Origin of the sequence: Pontimonas sp. (genome assembly GCF_031581085.1) — a bacterium.
In the GTDB taxonomy this organism is placed as follows: Bacteria; Actinomycetota; Actinomycetes; order Actinomycetales; family Microbacteriaceae; genus Pontimonas.
The window spans coordinates 33,502-57,672 of sequence record NZ_JAVLBO010000008.1 but is presented as its reverse complement, the minus strand read 5'-3'; the positions used below and the strand labels follow the sequence as shown (position 1 = coordinate 57,672).

The following is a 24,171-nucleotide window of genomic DNA, read 5'->3' as shown; positions in this document are numbered from 1 at the left end:
GTGGCGTTCCCCGTGGGGAGGCTATTCGTCCCGGCCGTATTCGCCGTAGTGGGTTTCGGGGTAAGCGGTGCCGGGTTCGTAACCGCCAGGGCCTGAGTGGAAATCCCCCTCGTTCATCCCGTCGGGGTGATCACCGTTTGCGTCGGGTCCACCCTGTCTTTTGGTGGGGGCTGGGGGCGTCGACGGGGTGCTGGTGTTGGAGCTAAAGGTGTCGGCCCAGATTGACAGTGCTTTGCCGACAAACCACAAGAATGCGCCGATGATGATCAGTCCACCGGCAATGCTGAACATATCCATCTCGCCAGCATCGCATTTACCCCCACAGGGCGAAAGCGTGGCGCTGTTTCTGATTGTCGACGGTGGGTAGACGAATTACCCTTGTCCTGTGTCTGGACCAGAGCCCGAGTATTGTCCCCGGTGTCGAACTCCGTGGGTGTGGGGAAACGACTTCTGTGTGGGCGGGTGTGGTTGGACGCGTGACTTAGAAGGGGAGGACTAGGCCGTGGAGACACCAACGAAGAGTCGGCAGAAGAGCTCTCGGTATTCGATCGCCTCGCACAACTCCTTCATGTCGATCGGGTCAATCGGGTCGGCTTTCTCGATCGGCTCCATCGGGTCGTTTGGCAGCGTGTTCTCTATCGGCTCTTTTCTGAGTGTGTGTGGCGTGCTCTCCAGCCTGTCGCTGCTGGCCATCATGTCCCACCGTGTCATTCGTGGTGTGATGCGAAGTGGCCGCTAGGCGGCCGATGCATTCGGCCCAAGTGCCATGTTTTTTTGGGCATATGGGGCAAGAGCTCATTGGCGCACTAGCCACAGTGCCGAGTGACGACTAGCCTCAAAGACGATGCTTCCCACCCATGCGGGAGCCGCGGTTGAGAAGAGGAAGACTGATGACCGATAGTTCCGGCATGACTGGAGCCCCTGTCCAGCAGAAGGGCTTCTTTGCAGCCCTGTTTGATCTGAAATTCGAAGAGTGGGTGACCCTCCGGGTCGCCGGTGTGCTGTATGTCATCATCCTGGCGCTGTTGGGCCTCTTTGGTGTGGTGGCGTTCTTCTCGTTGCTGCTTGACGGTGGCCTCTCGATTCTCTTCGCCCTTGTCGGTGTGCCACTGGTGCTATTCATCGCCGTGTTGCTCATCAGGCTGAGTTTTGAGGCGACTGTGGCTCTCATTGCCGTGGCGCGCAACACCGAGTCCTTGAAAGACACGAAATAGGGTCACGCCACCTATGAGAGGTGGCGTGAGCTGTGATCCAGAGCAACGTCGCCGGCTGGGCCTGCAGACACCCGGTAAGACGAGTGTCCGGTCTTACCGGGTTGGCGCGTTTAGGGGTCCGTGCTCACCGGCGGTGAGGAAACGGGTGGCGTCTTCTCGCGGAGGGTAGGACGCCTGGGCCCCGAAGCGCTGCACACTCTCAGACGCGGCGTGAACCCCCGTTCCAAGGGCTTGCTGCCACGAATAGCCACCGCTGAGGGCAGCAACAAAATAGCCGACAAAACAATCACCTGCGCCTACCGAGTCAACGGCTGCCACCTTCGGCGCGGTGGCAAAGTAGGGCTCCGATCCGATCGCATAGCCGAGCGCGCCCTTGGAGCCCATGGTCACGACCAGGTTGGTGCCAATCGCTTCAGACCACGAGGGAATGTGCGCAAGGAGTTCTTGGGGTGAGGCGTCGAGGGAGGCTTCTAGGCCCGCCTGGCGCAGCAATTCTTCAATTTCGCCCTCATTGGCAATCAACCAGTCGGTGGTGTCGAGTATTTCGGGCAGAAGGGGCGCATAGGGGGCGATATTGAACACCGTGGTCATACCGTGTGCTTTCGCGCTGCTGAGGCCTGCACGCACGACCTCTTGACCCAGCTCGAGCTGGCTCACAAAAAAATGTGCTTGTGCGTTACTCGCCACAGCGTCTTCGACGTCTTCTGGTGTGAGCTCCGCCGAGGCGCCCATAAACACTGAAATACGGTTGGCCCCATCGGGCTGAACCCAAATAGTCGCATTACCCGAGGCGCCATCGACTTTTTTTAGATGCGCCAGGTCGATGCCCTCACCGGAGAGGCCCTCCTGCATCATTTCGCCAAAAGAGTCATCTCCCACGCAGCCAATAAAGCTCACGCGGCTCCCGGCTCGTGTCGTGGCGACCGCTTGGTTGGCGCCCTTGCCCCCCAGTCCAATCTTGAAGTCGGAGGCAATAACGGTTTCCCCCTCAGCGACTTCGTGAGGAACGTAGGCGACGAGGTCCACATTGGTGTTGCCGAGGACCACGATGTCGGCTACCTGAGCGTCAGCAGTGCCATTGTTCTCGTCGATTGTCACGCTCATTAGTATGTCACTGCGACGGCGCCGTAGGCCGACAGGAAGCTCCCACGGCCGCCCCCAGAAGACAGCGCTGGGTGGTCAGTCCGATACCGCGGTCGGGTGTCCTCCCGTTGCCATTCGGTGGGCTCTTTCCTTGACGATCCTGTGTGGGTTAGACCCCGGGGCGTTGTGCTTTCAGCCCGGCATCCATTGACTCGCGTGCGGCGACCACACTGGAGCGCTCTGACACCTCGGGGACGCCGACCTGCCAAAAGGCACCGCCTTCGGTGAAGTCCTTTGCGCGCACCTTGGTCACGATCACGGTCGTGCGATCGGCCGCCCGCGCTGATGCGAGGGCTTCTTCGAACTCGGAAAGGCTTGACACTTCGTGGGTGAGTGCCCCCATGGCGGCGGCGTGAGCACGAAAATCGACGCGGACGTCGGTGCCGGTGCCATTGGAATCGGCCAACATGTTGTTGTAGGACGCCCCGCCTTGGCCGGTTTGGAGCCTCTCAATCACGGCGTAGCCTTCGTTGTCACAGACCACAAGAATCATCTTGTGTCCGGAGAGGACAGACGAGTAGATGTCCGAGTTCATCATCAGGTAGGAGCCGTCACCGACGAGCGAAAAGACCTCTCCGGTCGTTCTGGCCATTGCTGCACCCCACGCGCCGGAAATTTCGTAGCCCATGCAGCTAAACCCGTACTCGCAGTCGAAGGTGGCTATGCCTTTGGTCATCCAGTTGATGTTGAGCTCGCCGGGGAGCCCACCGGCCGCGGTGAGGACGTAGTCCTCTGTGGTGGCCTGTTGGTTGACCAGTCCCACCAGTTGGGCATAGCTGGGGGGCCACACGCCGTCATCGGAGACGCGGGAGTGCACAAACGCATCCAATTCGCCGCGATGGGTCTTCGCCTGATCGAACCAGGTCTGCTCACTACTCCAGCTGCCCAATACTTCCGTGAGCTCTGTGAGGGCTTCACGAGCGTCGGCCACGACGGGCACGGCACGGTGCTTGGTGGTGTCAAAGCGTGCGGCGTTGATCGCGACGAATTGGGCGGAGGCGTCAAAGACCGTCCAGGAGCCTGTCGTGAAGTCTTCCAGCCGAGTGCCCAGTGCGATCACGACGTCGGCTTTGCTGACCACGGCGTTCGCGGCCCCGGCTCCCGTGACCCCGATGGGCCCCGCGTAGCAGGGGTGGCTTGCCAGAAGAGAGGACTTGCCCGCTACTGTCTCCACCACGGGAATGTGGTGATCGGAGGCAAAAGCTGCCAACTCTGCTTCGGCCTGTGAGTAGTGCACTCCTCCTCCCGCAATAATGACGGGCCGCTTCGCGTCCTTGATTACCTGTGCCGCGGAGGCGAGCTGGGCCGTGTCTGGACGTGGGCGCGCAGTCTGGTGCGTGACGGTCTCGAAAAACGACTCCGGGTAGTCGTATGCTTCCGCGGCAATGTCCTGGGGCAGGCCCAAGAATGCGGGGCCGCAGTCGCCGGGATCGAGCATGGTCGCCACAGCGTGTGGCAGTGAGCTCAGAATCTGCGCCGGGTGAGTGATGCGGTCCCAGTAGCGCGTGACCGACTGAAAAGCGTCATTGACCGTCGTCGAGGGCATCCCGAAGTGCTCCACCTGCTGAAGAACGGGGTCGGGCAGGCGTGAGACAAAGGTATCGCCAGAGATGAACAGCACAGGCAGGCGGTTGGCCATGGCGACACCGGCAGCGGTCACCATATTGGTGGCCCCGGGCCCAATCGATGAGGTGGCAACCATGATCTGTTGGCGACGGGTGGCCTTGGCAAATGCCGTGGCAGCCAGCGCCATCCCTTGTTCGTTTTGCCCCCGCCACACCGGAAGTTCCTCTCGGTGCATTTCCAGTGAATGACCGAGGCTTGTCACGTTACCGTGCCCAAAAATTCCATAAACACCGGGGAACAGCGGCTGGTTCTCGCCGTCGACGATGGTCCGCTGCGCAACGAGATACCGCACGATTGCTTCAGCGACCGTGATGCGAACAGTTTTGCCGTGCATTGTTATTTCCCCCCTAGGTTCACGACGGGCTCGAAGGAGCGTGAGTCCCACGAGTTGATCAGAGCCTGTTGAACACTCACCACATCGACTGCTTCGGTAAAACTGGGAGAGAAGTCACTTCCCGTGGCGATGGCTTCGAGGAATGAGTAGTCCTCGATGGTCATCAGATCCTCGAGTCCGATCGAGTTCGCCTGTCCCGGCGCGAAAGCGCCGTGAAAGGGGAAGCGGTCTCCGCCGTAAATGGTGGTGTAACCCGAACTGATGTCGTCGGTGAGCCGGTAGTACTGCAACTCATTGATCTTTTCCAGGTTCCACGACAGGGCGCCCTTTGTGCCGTAAATTTCGAACGCATTTTGGCTCTCCGGCCCGACCGTCGTGCGACTGGATTCGAATGTTCCGGTTGCACCATTGGAGAACCAACACAGCATCGACGCGAAATCTTCGTTTTCGACGGCGCCCTTGGGGTCTTCTGGCTTTCCTCGCCCGTAGTGGCTGGCGGCCCCCGTGGGGAGCGGGCGCTCAGGAATGGTGGTGTTTTTCATCCCGACGACCTCTGTGATGTCGCCCACGAGGAAGTGGGCAAGCGAAATCGCATGGCTGAGAACGTCGCTCGTTGCACCATATCCCCCCTGTTCCATCATAAATCGCCAGGTCAACAGGCCCATTTCGTCACTGCCGTACATGGAGAGGAAACGACCCCGGTAGTGGGTGATCTCGCCGAGTGCGCCGGAGGCAATTAAATCGCGGGCGTGGAGCACCAGCGGTGCCCAGAGGTAGTTGTAGCCCACCGCGGTGCGCACTCCCGCGGCACGCGCCAGTTCATTTGCGCGCACCGTTTGTTCTGGTTTACCCCCAATGGGTTTTTCACTAAAGACGGCTTTGCCCGCGGCAGTAGCTGCTTCGATCATCGGCAGGTGCAACATATTGGGAGCGGTCACCCAGACCACGTCGACGTCGTCGGCTTCGACAGCCTCACGCCAGTCGGAGACCGCACGCTGAAAGCCAAAGTCGTTGACTGCTCGGTTCCGACGCTCCTCTTCGGTATCCGCGCAGACGACGAGTGTGGGATCAAAAGATCGCTGCGGAAAAAGTGACGGGATGCGAAGCATCGAGCGCGCGTGGACTTGGCCCATCCAGCCAAGACCGAGCACTGCAACACCGAGTTTTGTGTTCATAGTGGCTGGTGCCTTTCTGATGGTTACGGGGTCGGTCTGACAATTTTTGCGGCACGCTCGGCTGTTGCGTCGAGTTCACCATCCGGTGGGTAGAGCAGAGTCCGACCGGCGAGCAGGCCTCGAACGTTTGGCTCCCGCATTCCCTTTTCCCACAGGGAGAAGATCCGATCGACGCCGTTGGTGGGGTCGCCACCGAGCATGAGGATCGGCAGCGTGGTCGCTCCCGCTGCTTCGGCCATACGTTCACTGGCCGGGATTTTCAGCCAGGTGTAGGCCGAAGAGGCTCCCAGCCCAGAGGCGATGGCCACCACGGTGATCAGGGCGTCATCGGAGGGATCGAGTGTGGCGCGGCCTGAAGCGTCTTTCTGGTAAGGCAGCGGCTCGATCATGGAAAGTAGTTTTCGGTCAGCTAACTCTGTGGTGATTGAGGCCACCGTCTCGAGGGTTTGTGCGACCGCGGGGTCTGAATAGTCGATTCGGATGAGCGTTTTACCGCCATCCAACCCCATTGATTCGATGTGCTCCGCGTCGTAGGAGGTGACGCGGTCGTCGAGCTCCCAGGTCGCACCGACGATGCCTCCGCGGTTCATCGTTCCCACCGCTACTTTGCCTTCCAGGGCGCCGAGCCAGGCCAGCTCTTCTAGAACGTCGGCGCTTCCGAGGACACCATCGACGTCGGGACGCGAGAGCACCCGGACCAAGTGGTCGAGAAGGGTGTGCCGATCAGCCATGGCAACTGGATTGGATTGAAGGCTAATTTTGCCCCGCGCCGTGTGGTCCGAGGCCACCAGCAGCAACTTGCCATCATCGCCCGCGACGGGGCGACGTTTCCTGTTCTGCAGGGCGTGAGTAAAGGCTTCCGGTCGGAACACTCGTTGTTCGAGTAGTTCCCGATACTGCTCCGAGCTCACACTCATGCGGAGTCACTCAAGGCCGAGTGGAGTTCACTGAGGGTCGGCATCGCATCGGAGCAGGTGAGTTGCCCCGCGACGTGGGCACCTGCAGCATTAGCGAGAGACCCGATTTCTTCCAGGCTTAGCCCCTCGATCAATCCGTGGCACAGTGCGCCTCCAAAAGCATCTCCCGCGCCCAGTCCACACACCACGTCGATCGGGGTGGGCTGAACGCGAATGCGCTCTTCGGCGCTGGCCAATAAAGCCCCGCCTGCACCGAGTTTGATCACGGCAAGACGCACTCCTGCCTCAAGCAGTGCATCGGCAGCAGCATCTGGATCACTCACGCCAAGGGCCACCTCGCACTCTTCGGCATTTCCCACCACCGTGCTGGCGAGGGAAATCGCCCGCTGGGCCATGTCCCTCGCCTCATCGACAGATGACCACAGCGAGGGGCGGTAGTCGAGGTCGAGAACCGTGTGCTGATTTGCCCCTCGAAGAGTCATCCACTCCACGCAGGTTTCCGCAGTGCTTCCCTGGGCGAGTGAGCCTTGACTGATCCAGAGCACTGTGGCCTCCGCCACGGTCGAGGCGGGAACGTCTGAGGGGTCCAGTTGGGTATCGGGGGCGGAGGCTCCTCGGTAAAACATGATCGTGGGAGTTTCCGGGGGAGTCAGGGCAGCAAAGGCCAAAGGAGTGGGTTCTCCGGCGACTCGACCGATGAATTCGGTGTCCACACCCATTTCCGCGAGGCGGTTTGTCACGTAGTGGCCAAAATCATCATCGCCGACTTTGGTCGCGAGCACGGCGTGGTGACCAAGTCGCGCCGCGGCTACCGCCACGTTTGTGGGACTTCCGCCTACCGACTTTCGAAAGCTCTGCTGCTCCGCGAAGCTTTTGTGGGGCTCCATCGCGTAGAGGTCGACACTGATGCGACCGACGCTGAGCACATCAACCGTCATGTCGACTGATTTTCCAGCGTGGGCGCAACCTCTTCGACGAGGTACCGCAACGATGCGGTGACTTCGTCCAAGGGGCCCTCGCCCTCACCGGGCAGCCCGTTGGTGATGGCGGTGTCCTGCTCGATCACGTACCAGCCGTCGTATCCCGACCTCTCGAGCGTCTGAATCACGCCCATGATGTCGACATCACCCTGTCCCAGGGGGGTGAAAATTCCTGCTTGGGTCGCTTCCATCAGAGAGACTTCCCGGCGAAGGACGGGTCCCACCATGTCTAAGCGAATGTCTTTGAGGTGGACGTGGCCCACTCGGTCCATCGCGTCTTTTGCGAAATCCACTGGGTCCTGACCCCCAAAGGCCATGTGGCCGGTGTCCAGACAGAAGTGCACGTCGGAGGAGTCCAGTACTCGGGAGATGTCGTCTTTTGTTTCGACGAGCGTTTGAACGTGGGGGTGGAGTACCTGTTCGAGGCCGTGCTCGGCGCAAATGTCGTCGATGATTCCAAACATTTCGGCCATGTGAGACCGCTCGTCAGCGCTGAGGGGCTGGGGTACTGTCCACTCCATGTCTTGAACTACCGAGGAGATGAATTTGGTGGCACCGGCATCTTGAAACAGCTTTGCCGTCGCCCGTGCGCTGGCAATGGTCGCCTCCCTCTGGGACTTGTCGTGAAGTACGACCGGTGTGAACCCTCCCAGCAGAGACATCCCAAAGCCCGAGAGTGTGTTTTTTACGTCATCGGGGGAGTCGGGGAGAAAACCAGGCGCGCCTAATTCTGTTGCGCTGAAGCCCAGGCCGGCCATTTCGCCCAGTACGCGCGATGTGGGCAACATCGCACCCCAGCCGGGCACCTCGCAGACGCCCCAGGAAATCGGGGCGGATGCGACACGAGATAAAAAGTCCACTTTCGGCACCCCTTCTTTGGAACGTTCCAATAAGTATGGCAGACTCTCGAAACAGGTGCAACACACGGTTGGTCGAAAACGAAGGAGCACACCATGCGAGTCTTAGTCGTCGGAGCGGGGCGTATGGGGGCGATTCGGGTCGAAGACCTCGTGGCCGATCCGCGCGTGTCCGAAGTGGTCGTGACCAACCGCAATGCCAGCCGAGCAGAAAGCCTCGCGCAGGAGTGGGGCGCGACCGTGTTGCCCTGGGATCAGATTGGCGAAAAAGTTGCCGACGCCGCCGTCGTTGCCGTTGGAACGGACGCCCACGACTTTGTCCTCAAGGGAGTCTTGCCCCAAGGAATTCCGGTGTTGTGTGAAAAGCCGGTCGCGTTGACCCTCGAGGACACCGCCTCAGCAATCAGCTTGGCCGCTGAGAGTGGCTCGGCGATGCAGATTGGGTTCCAGCGTCGCTTTGACGAGGCCATTCGCGGCGTATACGACACTCTCCAGTCTGGTCGGATCGGAACGCTTTATTCGATGTCGATGGCGTCTCGCGACCACACTCCGAGTACGACAGAATTCATCGCCGGAAGCGGAGGAATTTTCCGTGACCTCCACGTCCACGATTTTGATCTGGTGCGCTGGCTCAGTGGGAGTGAAATCGATTCTGTGTTCGCGAGAAAGCAGGTCCGGGAACATCAGGATTACGCGGCCGCTGACGATGCCGACGTGGCGACGATTTCCCTGGTGACCACCGAGGGGATGCAGGTGGTCATTACCGGCACTCGCCACGATGCTCTGGGACACGATGTGCGATTAGAAGTGTTCGGTTCCCAAGATTCGGTCTCAGCGGGGCTGAACACTCGCACTCCGCTGCGCACACTCGAGGGCGACCTGGGGCTCAATGACAATCCCTACACCGGATTTGTCGATCGTTTCCGGGGGGCTTTCGCGAAGGAGACAGAATCCTTTGTCTCCTTCGCTGCGGGTGAAATCGACAATCCGACCCCAGCGGATTCCGCCTTGGAGAGCCTGCGGGTCGCCATCGCCTGCGAAGAATCGATTCGGACATCGCGCCCGGTGGCCGTCGCGGACATCGGATAGGCAATGTCTGCGTCGAGACCCACGATTCTTGATGTCGCATCTCGAGCCGGTGTGTCCAAATCGTTGGTGTCTCTCGCCCTTTCGGGGTCACCCAAGGTGAGCGAGAAAAGTCGGTTGAGGATTGAGCGGGCGGCCCAGGACCTTGGCTATCGGCTCAACGCGGCGGCCAGAAGCCTGGCCATTCAAAAAAGTCGCACACTCGGTGTCCTCGTACTCGATCTTCACAACCCGGTCTTCGCCGAAATTCTCGATGGCGTTCAAACCGAAGTGCGCCAGCACGGCTTCAGCACGATGTTGGTGAGCGGGGGAGAGGATCCAACTCTCGAACACCGCCAGATCAACACCCTCCAGGAGTTTCAGATCGAGGGTCTCATTTTGATTTCCCATCGACTCAGTGCCGATGTGCTGAAGGCAGTCGCCCGGGAAATTCCGACCGTCACGGTCACACGAGACGATATTCCCATCAGCCGGATGGACATGGTCTGCAACGACGACATCTCGGGCGCACGGCTCGCGGTAGATCATCTTGCGAGCTTGGGACACGAGCGAATTGTCTGCCTCAGCGGAGGAGATAACCCGGTATCTCATGCGCGGGCTCGTGGCTACTCCGAGGCGATGGAGGATCACGCTCTTGCCAACTATTCGACGATCGTCTCCGGAGGCCTGACCGATAGCGCCGGGTATCGAGCGGCCCAAGAGGCGCTGCAGGGGGACCCCACTGCTCTTTTTGTCGTCAACGATATTGCGGCGATGGGAGCCATCGCCGCCGTCGAAGAAGCGGGTTTGAGGGTCCCGGAAGACATTTCCGTGATTGGCTACGACGGTATTCGACTCGCCGGCCTTCGAAGCATCAACCTGACCACGGTTGCGCAGCCGCTCGCCGAACTCGGCCGACTGGCCGCGACACGCATGTTGGAGCGCCTCGATCAGCCGCAGCGGCCAGCTCAGCACGACCAGGTCGCCTCCCGCGTGGTGGTGCGGGGCACGACAGGACCGCCTCCTGCACACCCGCGCTCCAGTGCCTCATGAGGCCAGTTGGCCTGGCGTGCCTGCCCACGCATCCGCCTACACGGGGTAGATGAGCGAATCGGTCGCTGGAGGTCGAGTTAGTCCTCGGCTCGATAGGGAAGTCGCGGGTCGACCTCTTCAGATTCCCACATATCTCGAATCCAGACGTGTCGCGGATCATCGGTGACTCTCCACGAGCGATCGGGGTCTGGCCCCGCCATCACATTGGTGAAGTACAGATCGTAACCGGGCATGGGGGCCGCCGGTCCGTGGTAGCCGTAGGGAACGAGCACAATGTCGCCGCTTCGAATCTCCATCATTTCGTCCATTTCCCGTTCATCGGAACTGTATGTCCGGAAATAGGCGATCGGGTCGACTTCACCCTCGGGTGCATGAGAGCGATCCGGGGCGAGTTCGAAGTAGTACACCTCTTCGAGGTTTGATTCCACCCCGGGTATGTAGGTGTCGTGCTTGTGCGGTGGAACGCCTGACCAGTTGCCGGCTGGTGCCACCACTTCAACAGCGACCATGCGGTCGGCATCGAGGTGGTCGACGCCACCGTAATCATGAATTTGTCGGCTGGATCTTCCCGCCCCTCGCAACAACAGCGGGACATCGGCGGCTTTTCTCAGAGACACCGGTTTGCTCACCGAGGCTACGGCTTCAACGACCATTACCCGGCCGTCAGTCGAAAATGAAATCTCCGTGTTGATCGGAAGGTAGAGGTAATCCACGGCACCGTGAAAAACAGACACACGGCCGTCAAGGGTGACGGTGGAACTCTCGCCGTCGACTGTGTAGGTCACCGACGTCGCCTTTCCGCTCAACATATAAATCACGCGCTCTTTGCCATCTGCGGGGATGGTGAAGTGATCGGAATCGGCAGAGTCGGCGATGCGCATTCCGGTGTACTGCCAGCCCGGCAGGCTTTCATCGACAACAGCTTCCCACGGGCCTTGTCGCAGGGACCCTTTGGGGTAATACCACTGACTCATAATCCAACCTCCGCTGTTGCACAATCGACTACGACGATGTCTTCGGCCTCCACCATAGAACCACAAACAGAGTTGGGCCGATTACCCTCGCCCAAATTCATCCACAGCCCAGCTTCAGCCACAGCCCAGGCGCAGCGCGGGCTTCGCTCAGACTGCACACACCCGGGTGAACGTGCAGCCAAGTACGCGGTGGACCACCGTGTTTCCCAATCGCGTCTCGGGCATTGCCCGAACAGATCGTTAGCGCGAGCGTAAAACCAGTCCCGATCCTTGGCCGCCGCCACCACAAATGCCCGCAGCGCCCCATGTGTCCGGGCCGAATTCGGCAAGTTGCCGGGCAAGTGTGCCCACAATTCGGGTACCCGATGCGCCAATGGGGTGGCCAAACGCAATAGCGCCCCCCTTCTTATTGACGACATCCAGGGAAAGGCCGAGGTCGCGCGCGGACTGGATGACGACCGACGCGAAAGCTTCATTGATCTCCACCGCGGCGAGAGCGTCCGGTTCGACGTTGACCGAGCGAAGAGCCTGCGAGATGGCGCGTGAAGGTTGGGAGTGCAGGGCGGTGGTGGGCCCCGCAACTAGCGCGTGTGCCTCGACGGTGGCGAGGCCAGAGATGCTCCGCTTGGTCGCTTCCTCGGGGCTCATTAACACAATCGCTGCCGCCCCATCCGAAATCGGCGACGCATTCGCGGCAGTGATCGTCCCCGCGCTGTCAAAAGCGGGCTTGAGTCGTGAGACTGACTCCATCGAAGTCTCGGGTCGAACTCCCTCATCCTGGGAAATGTGAACAGTCTCGCGACCCAAGACGACCTCGACGGGAGTGATTTCATTGGCGAGAAAATCGTCGTTGCTCGCTGCACGACGATGAGATTCGACCGCCACAGCGTCTTGTTCTTCGCGAGAAATCCCAAGCTCCGCGTTGACTTTCTCCGTGCCAAGGCCCATGGATTCTGTGGAGAACGCATCGGTCAACCCGTCGAATTCGAGGGAGTCAATGACTTCCAGGGAGCCATATTTGGTGCCCGATCTCGAGTTTTTCACCACGTGCGGGGCCTTACTCATTGACTCTTGTCCCACACACACCACAATGCGGGCTTCGCCTGAGCGGATGAGGCGTGTTCCGTGGGAGACGGCCTCGGCTCCCGAGAGGCAGACCGCGTTCAGTGTGAGTTGGGGGACGTCCAGGCCAATCCCCGCCGCGATCGCGGACTGACGAATCGGATTTTGGCCCTGTCCTGCCTGCAACACGTGGCCGCCCACCACGAGGTCCACATCTGTGGGGTCGATCTGGGCTTCGGAGAGTGCGGCAGCGATGGCGTGGCCGCCAAGCTGCATCCCCGAGAGGGAGCTGAGCCCACCCATTAGGCGACCAAAGGGCGTGCGTTGGTAGGACGCGATTACTGTCATGGCGTGACCTCACTGTCGCCTGCGGATAGCGCCTGTCGAAAAGGTGTTCCGGTTTTTTCCACGATTTCTTCCACATCGTGGCCCGGCGCAATGGCCATCAGTGTGAGGGCGTGATTCTCTACCTCAAAAACCGCCAAATCAGTGATGATTCGCCCCACGACTCCGCTGCCGGTCAACGGCAGTTGGCATTGCTCGACGATTTTGGGGGAACCGTCTTTTGCCACATGGTCGGTGAGCACAATGATGCGAGGTATTCCCGCCACCAGGTCCATGGCGCCGCCCATCCCCTTGACAAGCTTGCCGGGGATGGTCCAATTCGCGAGATCACCGCGACCAGAGACTTCCAGCGCACCCAGAATCGCGACGTTGATGTGACCGCCCCGGATCATTGCAAATGACGTCGACGAGTCAAAGATGCTCGCGCCGGGCTCCAGCGTCACGGTCTGCTTACCCGCATTGATCAGGTCAGGATCTTCCTCGCCGGCGAACGGGAAAGGCCCCATACCCATAATTCCGTTTTCGGATTGCAAAGAGACGTGGACGCCCTCAGGAAGGTGATTGGCCACCAGAGTGGGAATGCCAATCCCTAAATTGATGTATTGACCGGCCTCCAATTCGCTCGCGGCAATTGCGGCCATTTCCTCTCTAGTCCACATCTCTATGCCCTCTCTCTGACGGTGCGCTGCTCAATGTCTTTCACCGGGTCCGGCACGTGAACCACACGCTGGATAAACACCCCAGGGGTCATCACCGAGTCCGGCTCGAGAAACTCAGGGCTCACATGTTCGACCTCGGCGACCGTGAACGAGCTCGCCATCGCCACAAGCGGGTTGAAATTGCGCGCCGTGAGTCGGTAGCGCAGGTTGCCCTCCAAATCAGCTGTGTGGGCGTGGACAAGACTCAGATCGGCGCGAATTCCCATCTCGAGAACCGCCGTTGTTCCGTTAATCTCGCGGACTTCTTTACCTTCTGCCACGGGGGTTCCCACGCCCGTGGGGGTATAAAACGCTGGAATGCCAGCCCCACCGGCCCGAAGTCGCTCCGCCAGGGTTCCCTGGGGGACAAACTCAACGTCCAAGACGCCCTCGAGAAACTGCTGCGCAAAAAGGGCGTTTTCCCCGACGTAGGACGAGAGGACCTTGGCGACTTGGTTGTTTTCGATTAGCAGGCCCAAACCTTTCCCATCGACCCCCATGTTGTTGGAGACGATGGTGAGGTTTTTTGCCCCGCTATCGCGAATCGCGTGGATCAGTGTCGACGGGATGCCGGAGAGACCAAAACCCCCGACCGCAAGGGTCATCCCGTCGGAGATTCGATCACTGACTGCTTCGGAAGCACTTGCCCACAATTTGTCCCGCATGACTTGGCCTCCTCGCCTTGGTTCACACCCTCTGCGTCCGATTCCACTGACCCTTCCGCCTGAACGGGTAGATCGCATCAAGCCAAAAAAAGTGTAGCCCACGAGTGTCCAGCGCGCCCCACCGCTCGATTCCCGACGATGTCGCGTGAGGGCACCGCTGGTTCATCAGCTCTTTGGACCCCTCTCGCGCACCTGGCGCGTCGGCGGCCTAGGGCATACTTGTTATTGACGCACTAACCAGGAGAGGGTCTGTCTATTGAGCGCAATTCGAATCGGGCTAATTGGGACGGGCCGGATCGGTCAAGTACACGCCGAGAGCATCGAAGGACTCTCCGAAGCGACGCTCTCGCGGGTTGCCGACACTGATACCCGCAGCGCTGAAGCAACGGCGGAAAAATTTGGCGCCAGTGTGTCCACGCCGGATGATATTTTTCGCTCAGATGACGTCGACGCTGTGCTCATCGCCTCGCCCACGAGCACACACCTCGATTTGATGATGGCATCGGTTGAGGCGGGCATTCCCGCCCTCTGTGAAAAGCCTATTGATCTCGACATCACAAGAGTTGACGCGGTTCGAGAGGTCATCAACTCCTCCGGGGTTCCCGTGGCAATCGGCTTCAATCGCCGATTCGATCCCCACTTTCAGGACTTTCGCCGTCGGGTGCTTTCGGGAGAAATTGGGGCGTTAGAGCAATTGCTGATTACCAGCAGGGATCCGGCCCCGGCGGGAACCGACTATCTGGCGGTGTCGGGCGGAATTTTCCGGGATATGACAATCCACGACTTCGATATGGCGAGGTTTATCCTGGGCGACATCGTTGAAGTGAGCGCCCAGGGGTACAACCAATTCAGTGAAGACATCAAGGGCTTGGGTGATTTCGATGCCACGTCGATCGCCCTTCGAAGCGCATCGGACCAGTTTGCGACAATCACCAATTCACGCCACGCCGCCCATGGGTTCGACCAGAGGATGGAAGCGCTCGGAAGCGAGGGAATGGTTCGTGTCGAAAATGTCTCGGACACTGAAGTTCGGACGTATACAGCAGAAGCGGTCGAGAGCAAACAGCCTTACAAGAACTTCTTTTTGGAGCGCTACCTCGATGCTTTCCGCCTCGAACTGTTGGAGTTTGTGAAGCTGGTTCGAGGCGAACCCGGCCAATGTCCCACGTTCGATGACGGACGAATGGCGTTGATGTTGGCCAATGCTGCCACCGAGTCGGCCCAGACGGGTCGCGTCGTTCGGGTGGAGGCGTAGTCCACCACTGTGCTGCGACTAAACCACCACCACCGCTTAAAACCGAGAGTCTGAGTAGATGGCCAATTCCCCAGCCTTCGACATGTTGACCATCGGACGTGTTGGAGTGGACATTTACCCACTGGATATCGGCGTTGGCTTAGAAGAAGTTTCTCGCTTTGGGAAGTTTCTTGGGGGTTCGCCCACAAACGTCGCGGTCGCCGGAGCGAGATACGGCCTCGACTGCGGTGTCATTACCCGCGTGGGGCCAGACCCCCTCGGGAAGTTTGTACGATCGGAAATAGAGCGTCTCGGGGTTGACCCGCGATTCGTCGACGACGTCGCCGGCCTGAAAACCCCTGTGGTGTTCTGCGAAATTTTTCCGCCCGATCACTTTCCGCTCTATTTTTATCGAGATCCGGTCGCTCCCGATCTGATGATTGAGGCAGGAGATTTGGATGAGCAAGCCATCGAAACGGCCGATATTTTTTGGCTCACCGTAACCGGCCTCGTCCAGGAGCCCAGCCGGTCTGCCCACCACCGTGCACTGGAGCTTCGCAGCAGAAAAGCTCACACAATCGTCGATCTGGATTATCGCGCGGAACTGTGGTCTAGTCCGCAAGAGGCCACCAGTCAGGTCGAACGGGTTCTTGAGTATTCGAGCGTCGCAATCGGAAACCTCGAAGAGTGCGCCGTCGCCGTGGGAGAGTCTGACCCGGAGCGCGCCGCGGATGCTCTGCTCGATCGCGGTCTCGACATCGCCGTGGTCAAACAGGGACCGAAGGGTGTGCTCGCGAAGACCGCAAGCCAACGCGCAGAGGTTTCGGCTTTGCCGGTCGACGTTGTCAATGGTCTCGGCGCAGGCGATGCTTTCGGTGGCGCTTTTGCCTACGGTCTGCATGAGGGCTGGGATTTACACAAAACACTCGAATGTGCGAATGCGGCGGGAGCAATCGTCGCTGGCCGGCTCGAGTGTTCTACCGCAATGCCATATCTGGCAGAAGTCACTGACTATTTGGAGGCACACAGTGGCACATCCTGACTTCTCTGAGCTTCGCCAGCTGCGCGCTCATTCCCCCGAAGCAGTAGCGACCGCGCTCGCGTCGCGGTCGAGGCGTCCACTGCTGGCAGAAGATGGCCGGATGATGGTGATCGCGTGCGATCACCCCGCTCGAGGCTCCCTCGGTGTGGGTGGAGACCCTGTCGCAATGGCTGACCGCGAAGAGTTATTGCGCAGGCTCCTGGATGCACTAGCCGTGCCTGGAGTCGATGGCCTACTGGCCACCCCCGATCTGGTGGATGACCTGGTGCTGTTGGGGGCTTTGGAAGACAAGATTGTGGTGGGGTCTCTCAATCGTGGCGGGCTCAGTGGGGCTCGTTTCGAGATGGATGATCGTTTTGGCGCTTACAGCATTGCCGGAATAGTCGATCAAGGCCTCGACGCGGCGAAGACGCTCACGCGGATCAATTTTGACGACGAGGGAAGCGCGGCCACTCTGGAGGCTACCGCTCACGCCGTGACGGAAGCAGCCGCCGCAAAACTGCCGATTATGGTTGAGCCATTTATTAGTCGCCACGAGAACAACAAAGTGCAAAACGACTTGTCAACCGATGCGGTCATTCGGTCCATTGCCATCGCCTCTGCGCTTGGAACCTCGAGCGCTTACACGTGGCTAAAAGTGCCGTATGTGGAGCACATGGAACGTGTGATGGCCGCGACGACACTGCCTGCGGTGGTTCTCGGTGGTGACCCGGGTGGAGACAGCGAAGGCCTTTTCACGCAGTGGGCACACGCGATGAAGCTCGATGGTGTGATGGGCCTGATGGTCGGCCGTAGCCTGTTGTACCCCTCGACGGGAACCACATCTGACGCCGTCGCCCGAGCGGTCGACGTCGTTCACGGATAACAATTTTTTGACAAACAAGGAGAGGACACAGCGCATGAGCCAAGACATCGTGAATCACTTTGTAGCGGGAGAAGAATTTGAGGGGAAGTCCACCCGGACGGCTCCTGTTTTTGATCCTGCGAAAGGGGTGTCGACCAAGCAGGTGAGATTGGCGAGCACAGATGATGTCGAACACGCTGTGCAGAAAGCAGAAGCGGCTTTTGCCAGCTGGTCGTCAATGTCCATGACGAAACGTAACCAGGTGCTCTTTCGATTCCGTGAGTTACTCGAGGCGAAAAAAGGTGAGCTCGCCGAAATTATCACGTCGGAACACGGCAAAGTACTCTCCGATGCGCTCGGAGAGATCACGCGAGGCCAAGAGGTGGTTGAGTTCGCGTGCGGACTTCCCCACCTGCTGAAGGGGCAGTTTTCTCTCAATGCCTCCACTGGTGTCGATGTGTACTCGTTGACCCAGCCCCTCGGAGTCGTGGGCATCATCAGTCCCTTCAACTTCCCCGCCATGGTCCCAATGTGGTTCTTTCCGGTGGCGATTGCCGCGGGGAACACGGTGATTTTGAAGCCCAGCGAAAAGGACCCCTCAGCGGCTAACTGGATGGCGGCGCTATGGAAAGAAGCGGGGTTGCCCGACGGGGTTTTTAATGTCGTCCACGGGGATAAAGAGGCAGTCGACGCCCTTTTGGAACACCCCGTCGTCCAGTCGATATCGTTTGTCGGCTCTACCCCCATTGCCCGCTATGTCTACGAAACGGGGGCGCGCGCGGGAAAGCGAATTCAAGCTCTCGGCGGGGCGAAAAACCACATGCTGGTGCTACCAGACGCGGACGTCGATGTCGCGGCGGATGCTGCGGTCAACGCGGGATTTGGTTCCGCGGGGGAGCGCTGCATGGCGATTTCGGTGGTCGTCGCCGTCGACCCGGTGGGTGACACGCTGGTCGAATCGATTGCGAAAAAGATGTCAGCGATTCAGGTGGGAGACGGTCGTCGCTCCTGCGATATGGGCCCTCTGGTGACCGAGGCGCACCGAGACAAAGTCGCTTCCTACATTGATGTTGCGCGAGAAGACGGAGCCACAGTGGTCGTGGACGGCCGCGAGGTGGCAGTAGACGGTGACGACCAAGGCTTCTGGCTTGGCCCCACACTCGTCGACAACGTGCCGACCTCATCACGGGTGTACGGTGAAGAAATTTTCGGACCGGTGCTCTCCGTCGTTCGGGTATCCAGCTATGACGAAGGTGTGGATCTGATTAATAGCGGTGCCTTTGGAAATGGCACGGCGATTTTCACCAACGATGGGGGCGCAGCGAGGAAGTTTGTGACGCAGATCGAAGTCGGAATGATTGGTGTCAACGTGCCAATACCCGTTCCAATGGCCTATTACTCCTTTGGTGGGTGGAAACATTCGATGTTCGGCGACTCGCGTGCTCACGGAGAAGAAGGCTTCCGGTTCTTCACCCGTCAGAAGGTCGTCACGTCGCGTTGGCCAGAACCCAGTCATGGTGGCCTGAACCTCGGTTTTCCCCAGAACTAGTAGCGGGCGCACTGGCCCGAAGCCGACTTGGCACTTTAGAGCCTGTTTCTCCAAGGTGCCTCACACCCCGGGTTGGACCATGTGAATCCAGCCCGGGGTATTTTGGGTCGGGCTGTCGACGATCCCCGAATTCCGGTGTTTTCGACGGCGTGTTTTCTCGTGGTCGTTGCAACCACCACTAGTAGCCTCCTGGCCTGCCGGGGTAAAAAAACAGTGCCGGTATGGGGTCCCCACACCGGCACTGAGGTGTTCTTTCTCGAAATGAATTCCTTGGATGGGGGGGCACCGTTAATCACTCGGGGCATCGAGCTCAATTAGTGGGGCTTACTCACCGGGAATGATTACTTCGCAGTAACGCCTGGCGACCCCCACGAGCTTTGGATCGAGGGTGACCAGGGGTATGTCTAGTGCCATCGCCAGTCCGACATAACAGGCGTCGTAGAAGGTGATGTCATGACGAAGCGGCCACGCGATGGGGGCGTATTCGCTCACGTGATACTCACTCCAGGGTGAACTGGTGAAGGATTCGAACTGGTGTGTGAGATCCACGCCTCGGAGCCGTTCCTGGGTGCGAAACACGTGACCCACTTCAGAAAAGACGAGGTCGGGGACACACGATTCAGACGAGGACAAGATCCCTCGACACTCTGAGGCGACCGGGGAGTCGTTGATCCATGCCTCCACGACAACCGAGGCATCGGCAACAATTCTCACGCGTCTCGGACGGTGCGAATTGTTGCCACGATCTCCTGGGTACTTATGCCCGGGTTGGGCGTGGTTCTTAAACCCGCCTCAATCTCCGCCATGACTTCGGCCATGGTGGGCTTGTCGGCTGATGCCTTAAGAAGGCCCAGAACATATTCCTGGAGTGACTGGCCTTCGCTTTCTGCCCGACGAACCAAAGTCGCGTGGGTATCCGAAGGGACACTTCTGACCAGAAGATTGGGGCTCATACTCCGACGATAGGGGAGCTGCTTACGTTTTGCAAGCACTTGGTAATGCGGTGGTTGCATCCCTGAACGGTAGCTCCCGAGGCAATGGCGTTGGCGAAAGGCGCCACATCTGTGGAGAAAAGCCTGTGGCGCTCGTGAAAAACAGGACGGGTTAGCTCAACACATCCTTAGTGCTGAACCTGCCGTAGGCGAGGGCGCCGAACAGGGCGATGTAGCCGAGCTGTAGGAGGGCGTTGGAGCCGAAACTGGAGAGCTCGATGGGCTGTCTCAAAATATCCGCGAAGTCCAACCAGTAGTGGGTAAACAGCCATTCGTGGATGATCGAGAGCTGGGGCAGGTTATCGAGAATTTGGCTCACGCCACTGGCGATCAACACGCCTGTCATGGCGCCCACGGGAATGGTCGTCAGGGTCGAAATAAAGAGCCCGATGGCGAGCATTCCCGTCATCGACACCGTCGTATAGAGCGCAACGAGGGCCATTCGGCCGAGGCCTTCGCCGAGTCCAATGACATCGCCGCTCAAGAGTGTGATGGGTCCGGTGGGAAAGAGGATCCAGCCAATCAGTGCGCCTGCCAGCATCAGGGTGAATGTGCCTGCCAGGACGAAGGCGAGTGTCCCCAGATACTTCACCACCAACAGGCGAAGCCTGCCGACCGGGGCAATGAGTAAGTAGCGAAGCGTGCCCAGGCCGGCTTCGCCGGCGATGGTGTCACCGGAGACCACCGACACAGTGAGTGGCAAAAACAGTGGCATCGCGAGCAACATGGCGGCAAAACCGGTGAAGAGGCCGTTTTGGGTGACCCGGTCGACAAAGGGTGGGCCTTCACCCGGGGCGAGGCGATCAGAGGATAAATAGACGGCCACGGCCAACAGGATGGGAATCAGCGCGATGGCGGCGAGCATCGCCCACGTACGCCGCCTGGTGAACATCACGAGCAGTTCTGAGAGCATTAAGTCGAGGCTGAGTGCGGCGCTTAAGGTTTTGTTAGCGGGCAACGTCGAACCCCTCTCCGGTGAGTTCCACGAAATACTCTTCGAGGCTCGGCCGCTCGATTCGAATCCCACTGACGCCGATGCCCGCCGAGACGAGTTCTTGGTTAATCGCCGCCGGGTTCGTGTCCGCACTGACCGTGGCCACCAGCGTGCTGATCATGCCCGCCGTGGTTGCCCGAGGGCTCTGCGGGGACTCGGTGGCGGAGAGGGGGAGAGTCTTGGTGGTCGCGATGATCTGGTGCCTGGCGAGGACCTCTTTTGCTCCCGCGACATCGTTGACTTCGATGACCAGTCTCGGCTCGGCGTGCGAGCGAAGCTCGTCCAGGGAACCCTGGGCGAGCAATTCGCCCAGATTCATCACCGCCACGTGGCTACACAGCTGTTCGATTTCCACCAGAAGGTGGCTGGAGAGAAAAATGGTGATGCCTTCATCGGCGAGGCTTCTAATCAGGGCGCGTACTTCCCGGGTGCCTTGGGGGTCGAGACCGTTGGTGGGCTCGTCCAAAATCAACAGATCGCGCGGTTTTAATAGAGCATTGGCGAGGCCCAGTCGCTGTTTCATGCCCAGCGAATAGGCACCCGCTTTTTTCTCGGCCGCGGCCGTCAAGCCCACTCGCGCCAAGGCGTAGTCGACTCGCTCCGCCCGGGTGTCGGCATTGGAAAACCGATCAGCGGCATCCATCCGGAGCAGGTTTTTCCGCCCGGAAAGATAGGGGTAGAAGGCGGGGCCCTCCACCAGGGCGCCCACTTTGGGAAGGGCCTGCTCGAGGTGGCGAGGAATGTCGTGGCCGAGAACGCTGATGGTTCCCGAACTCGCTTCCGCGAGTCCCAGCAGCATCCGAATGGTGGTCGTTTTGCCCGAACCGTTTGGACCGAGGAAACCAAACACCGACCCGCGGGGAACCGCCAGGGATAACCCGTCAACGGCAGCCTGCGAACCGAAAGTCTTGGTTAAGCCCTCGGTCTGGATCGACAACTCGCCGGGACCGTGCGCTGTGTCACCGAGCTCTGTGTCGCCGAGTTCTGTGTCGCCGTGCTCTGTGGCTGCTGCCGCGGTGGCCGCGGCGGCAGCTGGTGTCCGCGCGCTCACCTAGTTGGTGGCGAGTTGCTGCAGGTAGTCGACGCTCACTGCTCCGGTGTAGACCTCGCCGGAGTCGGTCAGAAGCGTGGTGCTCAGCGGTGTACTAAACACCGTGCCACCGTCGACCTCGGTAGTGAAGTCGCTGAGGAGTTCGTTGTCCAGCATTTCGCGCGGGAAGGCTTCTGGTAGCTGGTTCATGGCGAGCACCGTGTCGAATCCTTCACCGAGGGTTTCTGAGGTGACGTTGGAGCCAAATTCTTGGCCCATGTCGGCCCGAAGCGACTCGAGCAGTGCTTCCCGCTCGGCGTCGGTGAGGTCTTCGCGCTGGAGCTCGGTCAGCGTGTTTTCCACCTCATCGGGGAACTCGAGGGTCTCTACTGTTGCCCCTGGAGGGGGACTAAAGGCAAAGATCGAGTCTTGTGGTGTCTCGTATGAGATGGAGTCAAAAGCGACGGAGAACGCCACGTCGGCCTGCTCGGTGGAATACACCTGAACGCCGAGGCCCAAGCCGGTGTTCGCATCGACGGAGATGTCGATGCGCTCCACCAGACTGACGTCTGATTCCGGTGTCACGACCAGGCGGTAGGCGTCTTGTCCGGCGACCTGGTGGTCGGCTCCCACCGTGATGGTGGCTTTACCGGCTGACTGCTCGAGAAGGGCGCCCGCGAGTTCGTCGGGGTTGGTGAGATCCAGCTCCACCTCAGCGTTTAGCTCATCGAGGGTGGGCTTATCGAGATCCGCATCGATGCTTCTGGTCAGCACAGTATTGGTCTTCGCGTTGTAGGAGTAGAAGGCGTCTTTGTTCACAATGACGTCTCGTTGGCTCATCGGGTCAAGAATTTGTGCGCGGAAACCCTCTTCGGAGGCGTAGACACGGATGGTGTCGGAGCCGGCGAGGAAGGAAATGGCGTCGGTCACCATATTTTGTTCCACCACTTCGGGGACAAAGTCTTCGAAGCCATCGGGCATCCGCTCTTCCATGTCGGCGACCATCTCTTCGCTCATCAGCTGAGACATTTCCAGCTCGGGAAGACCCAGGTTGGACGTCTTGGTGACACTTCCGGAAAAGCCCTGCACGCTGTCGTCCATTGCGGCGAGTAATTCCGCGACGGTGCGCTCGGGGAGGTCAACCGCGCTCGCCTGCATCGGAACGGCGATCGCTCCGGCGGCGATGACGCCTGCGACGGCTACTGAAGGAACCCATTTGGTGAGAATGTCGATCACGACCTTTCAAAGACTGTGTGATGCTCAGAATACGAGCAGTGGCTAAACAACCGCTGAGTGCGCTGCTGAATGTGGTCCCGATGGGGACCACACCCTCTCCTTGCTCACAGCACGCAGTACCGGCGCGGAGGAGACCCGGCCGGGGATCCGGTTTTTTCAGACCGTCTCCAGGAGAAAGCCCACGTCGTTCCTGGAGCGCATTGGGGCGCCAATCCCGGTTCACCTGGATCTTCTGTAGCCCGCAGGCAGCTACCCGGGCCCCCACACTGAACTGACGAACTGTTTTCCACTCCGCGGTGGCTTAATCGGGCGGTGGCTTAATCGGACTGTCGCAGCAAAAACACAGCGCAGCAAAAGACCCCGTGCCGTAAAGGCCACGGTGTCCTACACTGTAGAACTGTGGGTAACAATCACGTAGGGCTGCGTCAACTCGGTCAAAATGTCTCCCGTGTACTGGAGCGAGTAAAGCGGGGGGAAGTCTTAGTGGTCACCGAATTTGGCAAACCGATTGCGAAAATCTCTCCCGTGGGTGAACCGCGAACGCTTGAGGAAGCGGTCGAAATGGGGCAGGTCACACCCCCGACGGCGGATCTGAGAGATTTTCTCGCTCGCGGGCCCCTGCCCTCGGCCGACGGAGAACCGTTGTCCGACATTTTGGAGCGAATGCGACGCGACGAGCGATGAAGGGGTTTTATCTCGATACTTCGGCGGCACTCAAGCTGTTGGTCACAGAGAACGCCTCAGAGCAGTTGTCCAGTTGGCTGGCAGAGTCTCGCTCCCCACTGATGTCGAGTTCACTCCTCGTCACGGAGTTGGTTCGCGCCGCACGGCAGGGAGGTGACGGCGCAGTCTTGGCAGCTCGGTCACTTCTCAATACGGTTTATCTGCACGACGTCGCGGGGCCGGTGCTCGAATTGGCCGCTCACCTCACGCCCACGGCTTTGCGATCGCTTGATGCCATTCACCTCGCCACTGCTCTTCAGTATCTTCATTTTCTCGGCGGAATGGTGACTTACGACCAGCGGCTGGCCGCCGCGTGTCGAGACCACGGTGTCCCGGTCGTGAGCCCCGGTGTGGACTTATAGCGGGCTGGAAAGCCGCGTCCCGCCCCAGAAGGAGCTGCCGGATACCCGGAGTTGAAT

Annotated in this window: 26 protein-coding genes; 9 read left to right on the top strand and 17 right to left on the bottom strand. The window is 59.7% G+C overall.

Annotated elements, in window-relative coordinates; translation table 11 throughout:
• Nucleotides 1–21: 21 nt before the first annotated feature.
• Together RI518_RS03875 and RI518_RS03870 are read right to left on the bottom strand one after the other, a co-directional pair.
• Entirely contained in the window at nt 22–297 is a 276-nt protein-coding gene (locus tag RI518_RS03875) for a hypothetical protein (RefSeq protein ID WP_310689404.1), read from the bottom strand.
• Nucleotides 298–495: 198 nt separating this feature from the next.
• A complete protein-coding gene (locus RI518_RS03870; RefSeq protein WP_310689402.1) occupies nt 496–696 on the bottom strand; it encodes a hypothetical protein in 201 nt (66 codons plus the stop codon).
• 194 nt (nt 697–890) lie between these two features.
• Here RI518_RS03870 and RI518_RS03865 point away from each other — a divergent pair, with 194 nt between their 5' ends.
• Nucleotides 891–1,214, top strand: coding sequence for a DUF4282 domain-containing protein (locus tag RI518_RS03865; RefSeq protein WP_310689400.1), 324 nt, complete (start codon nt 891–893; stop codon nt 1,212–1,214).
• A gap of 93 nt (nt 1,215–1,307) precedes the next feature.
• Here RI518_RS03865 and RI518_RS03860 read toward each other — a convergent pair whose 3' ends face one another.
• The 6 genes from RI518_RS03860 to RI518_RS03835 form a co-directional block, all read right to left on the bottom strand.
• Nucleotides 1,308–2,318 carry a ribokinase gene (locus RI518_RS03860; RefSeq protein WP_310689399.1) on the bottom strand — a complete coding sequence of 337 codons (1,011 nt, stop codon included), beginning with the start codon at nt 2,316–2,318 and terminating at the stop codon, nt 1,308–1,310.
• A gap of 148 nt (nt 2,319–2,466) precedes the next feature.
• On the bottom strand, nt 2,467–4,317 hold the full coding sequence (gene iolD, locus RI518_RS03855; RefSeq protein WP_310689398.1) for a 3D-(3,5/4)-trihydroxycyclohexane-1,2-dione acylhydrolase (decyclizing): 1,851 nt from the start codon (nt 4,315–4,317) through the stop codon (nt 2,467–2,469).
• A gap of 2 nt (nt 4,318–4,319) precedes the next feature.
• A complete protein-coding gene (locus RI518_RS03850) occupies nt 4,320–5,492 on the bottom strand; it encodes a Gfo/Idh/MocA family oxidoreductase (RefSeq protein WP_310672119.1) in 1,173 nt (390 codons plus the stop codon).
• A gap of 23 nt (nt 5,493–5,515) precedes the next feature.
• Nucleotides 5,516–6,409, bottom strand: a complete 894-nt coding sequence (locus RI518_RS03845; RefSeq protein ID WP_310689396.1) for a deoxyribose-phosphate aldolase — start codon at nt 6,407–6,409, stop codon at nt 5,516–5,518.
• Nucleotides 6,406–7,347, bottom strand: coding sequence for a 5-dehydro-2-deoxygluconokinase (gene iolC / locus RI518_RS03840; RefSeq protein WP_310672121.1), 942 nt, complete (start codon nt 7,345–7,347; stop codon nt 6,406–6,408). The genes RI518_RS03845 and iolC (RI518_RS03840) overlap by 4 nt, the downstream gene beginning before the upstream one ends.
• The gene (locus RI518_RS03835) at nt 7,344–8,177 is read right to left on the bottom strand and encodes a TIM barrel protein (RefSeq protein ID WP_310689394.1); all 834 of its coding nucleotides are present in this window, start codon (nt 8,175–8,177) and stop codon (nt 7,344–7,346) included. Before RI518_RS03835 ends, iolC (RI518_RS03840) begins: the two co-directional genes overlap by 4 nt.
• Nucleotides 8,178–8,342: 165 nt before the next feature.
• Between RI518_RS03835 and RI518_RS03830 the strand changes: the two genes are divergently transcribed.
• Complete coding sequence (locus RI518_RS03830) at nt 8,343–9,335, top strand: Gfo/Idh/MocA family oxidoreductase (RefSeq protein WP_310672123.1); 993 nt, start codon at nt 8,343–8,345, stop codon at nt 9,333–9,335.
• Between the two features lie 3 nt (nt 9,336–9,338).
• Nucleotides 9,339–10,364, top strand: coding sequence for a LacI family DNA-binding transcriptional regulator (locus RI518_RS03825; protein WP_310689392.1), 1,026 nt, complete (start codon nt 9,339–9,341; stop codon nt 10,362–10,364).
• Between the two features lie 77 nt (nt 10,365–10,441).
• Here RI518_RS03825 and iolB read toward each other — a convergent pair whose 3' ends face one another.
• The 4 genes from iolB to RI518_RS03805 form a co-directional block, all read right to left on the bottom strand.
• Nucleotides 10,442–11,338, bottom strand: coding sequence for a 5-deoxy-glucuronate isomerase (iolB, locus tag RI518_RS03820; protein ID WP_310672125.1), 897 nt, complete (start codon nt 11,336–11,338; stop codon nt 10,442–10,444).
• Nucleotides 11,339–11,578: 240 nt separating this feature from the next.
• Nucleotides 11,579–12,748, bottom strand: coding sequence for an acetyl-CoA C-acyltransferase (locus RI518_RS03815; RefSeq protein ID WP_310672126.1), 1,170 nt, complete (start codon nt 12,746–12,748; stop codon nt 11,579–11,581).
• The gene (locus RI518_RS03810) at nt 12,745–13,404 is read right to left on the bottom strand and encodes a 3-oxoacid CoA-transferase subunit B (protein ID WP_310672127.1); all 660 of its coding nucleotides are present in this window, start codon (nt 13,402–13,404) and stop codon (nt 12,745–12,747) included. The genes RI518_RS03815 and RI518_RS03810 overlap by 4 nt, the downstream gene beginning before the upstream one ends.
• Nucleotides 13,405–13,406: 2 nt before the next feature.
• Nucleotides 13,407–14,108 carry a CoA transferase subunit A gene (locus RI518_RS03805; RefSeq protein ID WP_310689391.1) on the bottom strand — a complete coding sequence of 234 codons (702 nt, stop codon included), beginning with the start codon at nt 14,106–14,108 and terminating at the stop codon, nt 13,407–13,409.
• Between the two features lie 256 nt (nt 14,109–14,364).
• On the opposite strand from RI518_RS03805, the gene iolG reads away from it, so the two are divergent.
• From iolG to RI518_RS03785, 4 genes are read left to right on the top strand one after another with little or no spacing between them, the layout of a single operon-like run.
• The gene (gene iolG, locus RI518_RS03800) at nt 14,365–15,363 is read left to right on the top strand and encodes an inositol 2-dehydrogenase (protein WP_310672129.1); all 999 of its coding nucleotides are present in this window, start codon (nt 14,365–14,367) and stop codon (nt 15,361–15,363) included.
• 58 nt (nt 15,364–15,421) lie between these two features.
• Nucleotides 15,422–16,384: a 5-dehydro-2-deoxygluconokinase gene (gene iolC / locus RI518_RS03795; RefSeq protein ID WP_310689390.1), complete on the top strand. Its 963-nt coding sequence runs from the start codon at nt 15,422–15,424 to the stop codon at nt 16,382–16,384.
• Entirely contained in the window at nt 16,371–17,249 is an 879-nt protein-coding gene (locus tag RI518_RS03790) for a deoxyribose-phosphate aldolase (protein WP_310672131.1), read from the top strand. The genes iolC (RI518_RS03795) and RI518_RS03790 overlap by 14 nt, the downstream gene beginning before the upstream one ends.
• Nucleotides 17,250–17,283: 34 nt before the next feature.
• A complete protein-coding gene (locus tag RI518_RS03785) occupies nt 17,284–18,777 on the top strand; it encodes a CoA-acylating methylmalonate-semialdehyde dehydrogenase (RefSeq protein WP_310672133.1) in 1,494 nt (497 codons plus the stop codon).
• Nucleotides 18,778–19,101: 324 nt separating this feature from the next.
• On the opposite strand, the gene RI518_RS03780 is transcribed toward RI518_RS03785, so the two are convergent.
• From RI518_RS03780 to RI518_RS03760, 5 genes are all read right to left on the bottom strand, one after another.
• A complete protein-coding gene (locus tag RI518_RS03780) occupies nt 19,102–19,491 on the bottom strand; it encodes a type II toxin-antitoxin system VapC family toxin (RefSeq protein ID WP_310672134.1) in 390 nt (129 codons plus the stop codon).
• The gene (locus tag RI518_RS03775) at nt 19,488–19,730 is read right to left on the bottom strand and encodes a FitA-like ribbon-helix-helix domain-containing protein (RefSeq protein ID WP_310689388.1); all 243 of its coding nucleotides are present in this window, start codon (nt 19,728–19,730) and stop codon (nt 19,488–19,490) included. The genes RI518_RS03780 and RI518_RS03775 overlap by 4 nt, the downstream gene beginning before the upstream one ends.
• Before the next feature lie 151 nt (nt 19,731–19,881).
• Nucleotides 19,882–20,682, bottom strand: a complete 801-nt coding sequence (locus RI518_RS03770; RefSeq protein ID WP_310672143.1) for an ABC transporter permease subunit — start codon at nt 20,680–20,682, stop codon at nt 19,882–19,884.
• A gap of 34 nt (nt 20,683–20,716) precedes the next feature.
• Entirely contained in the window at nt 20,717–21,700 is a 984-nt protein-coding gene (locus tag RI518_RS03765; protein WP_310689406.1) for an ATP-binding cassette domain-containing protein, read from the bottom strand.
• Nucleotides 21,701–21,814: 114 nt separating this feature from the next.
• Nucleotides 21,815–23,029, bottom strand: a complete 1,215-nt coding sequence (locus RI518_RS03760) for a hypothetical protein (RefSeq protein WP_310689387.1) — start codon at nt 23,027–23,029, stop codon at nt 21,815–21,817.
• Between the two features lie 399 nt (nt 23,030–23,428).
• On the opposite strand from RI518_RS03760, the gene RI518_RS03755 reads away from it, so the two are divergent.
• A complete protein-coding gene (locus RI518_RS03755) occupies nt 23,429–23,713 on the top strand; it encodes a type II toxin-antitoxin system prevent-host-death family antitoxin (RefSeq protein WP_310689386.1) in 285 nt (94 codons plus the stop codon).
• A complete protein-coding gene (locus RI518_RS03750; protein ID WP_310672138.1) occupies nt 23,710–24,114 on the top strand; it encodes a type II toxin-antitoxin system VapC family toxin in 405 nt (134 codons plus the stop codon). Before RI518_RS03755 ends, RI518_RS03750 begins: the two co-directional genes overlap by 4 nt.
• The last annotated feature ends 57 nt before the right edge of the window (nt 24,115–24,171 follow it).

Coding starts and splice junctions, on each gene's coding strand:
- iolC (WP_310672121.1), bottom strand. CDS start 7,347: ATGACGGTTGATGTGCTCAGCGTCGGTCGCATCAGTGTCGACCTCTAC.
- RI518_RS03850 (WP_310672119.1), bottom strand. CDS start 5,492: ATGAACACAAAACTCGGTGTTGCAGTGCTCGGTCTTGGCTGGATGGGC.
- iolC (WP_310689390.1), top strand. CDS start 15,422: ATGGCCAATTCCCCAGCCTTCGACATGTTGACCATCGGACGTGTTGGA.
- RI518_RS03785 (WP_310672133.1), top strand. CDS start 17,284: ATGAGCCAAGACATCGTGAATCACTTTGTAGCGGGAGAAGAATTTGAG.
- RI518_RS03860 (WP_310689399.1), bottom strand. CDS start 2,318: ATGAGCGTGACAATCGACGAGAACAATGGCACTGCTGACGCTCAGGTA.
- RI518_RS03865 (WP_310689400.1), top strand. CDS start 891: ATGACCGATAGTTCCGGCATGACTGGAGCCCCTGTCCAGCAGAAGGGC.
- RI518_RS03750 (WP_310672138.1), top strand. CDS start 23,710: ATGAAGGGGTTTTATCTCGATACTTCGGCGGCACTCAAGCTGTTGGTC.
- RI518_RS03835 (WP_310689394.1), bottom strand. CDS start 8,177: ATGTTGCCCACATCGCGCGTACTGGGCGAAATGGCCGGCCTGGGCTTC.
- RI518_RS03845 (WP_310689396.1), bottom strand. CDS start 6,409: ATGAGTGTGAGCTCGGAGCAGTATCGGGAACTACTCGAACAACGAGTG.
- iolB (WP_310672125.1), bottom strand. CDS start 11,338: ATGAGTCAGTGGTATTACCCCAAAGGGTCCCTGCGACAAGGCCCGTGG.
- RI518_RS03830 (WP_310672123.1), top strand. CDS start 8,343: ATGCGAGTCTTAGTCGTCGGAGCGGGGCGTATGGGGGCGATTCGGGTC.
- RI518_RS03815 (WP_310672126.1), bottom strand. CDS start 12,748: ATGACAGTAATCGCGTCCTACCAACGCACGCCCTTTGGTCGCCTAATG.
- RI518_RS03810 (WP_310672127.1), bottom strand. CDS start 13,404: ATGTGGACTAGAGAGGAAATGGCCGCAATTGCCGCGAGCGAATTGGAG.
- RI518_RS03875 (WP_310689404.1), bottom strand. CDS start 297: ATGGATATGTTCAGCATTGCCGGTGGACTGATCATCATCGGCGCATTC.
- RI518_RS03825 (WP_310689392.1), top strand. CDS start 9,339: ATGTCTGCGTCGAGACCCACGATTCTTGATGTCGCATCTCGAGCCGGT.
- RI518_RS03805 (WP_310689391.1), bottom strand. CDS start 14,108: ATGCGGGACAAATTGTGGGCAAGTGCTTCCGAAGCAGTCAGTGATCGA.
- RI518_RS03770 (WP_310672143.1), bottom strand. CDS start 20,682: ATGCTCTCAGAACTGCTCGTGATGTTCACCAGGCGGCGTACGTGGGCG.
- iolD (WP_310689398.1), bottom strand. CDS start 4,317: ATGCACGGCAAAACTGTTCGCATCACGGTCGCTGAAGCAATCGTGCGG.
- RI518_RS03870 (WP_310689402.1), bottom strand. CDS start 696: ATGATGGCCAGCAGCGACAGGCTGGAGAGCACGCCACACACACTCAGA.
- RI518_RS03775 (WP_310689388.1), bottom strand. CDS start 19,730: ATGAGCCCCAATCTTCTGGTCAGAAGTGTCCCTTCGGATACCCACGCG.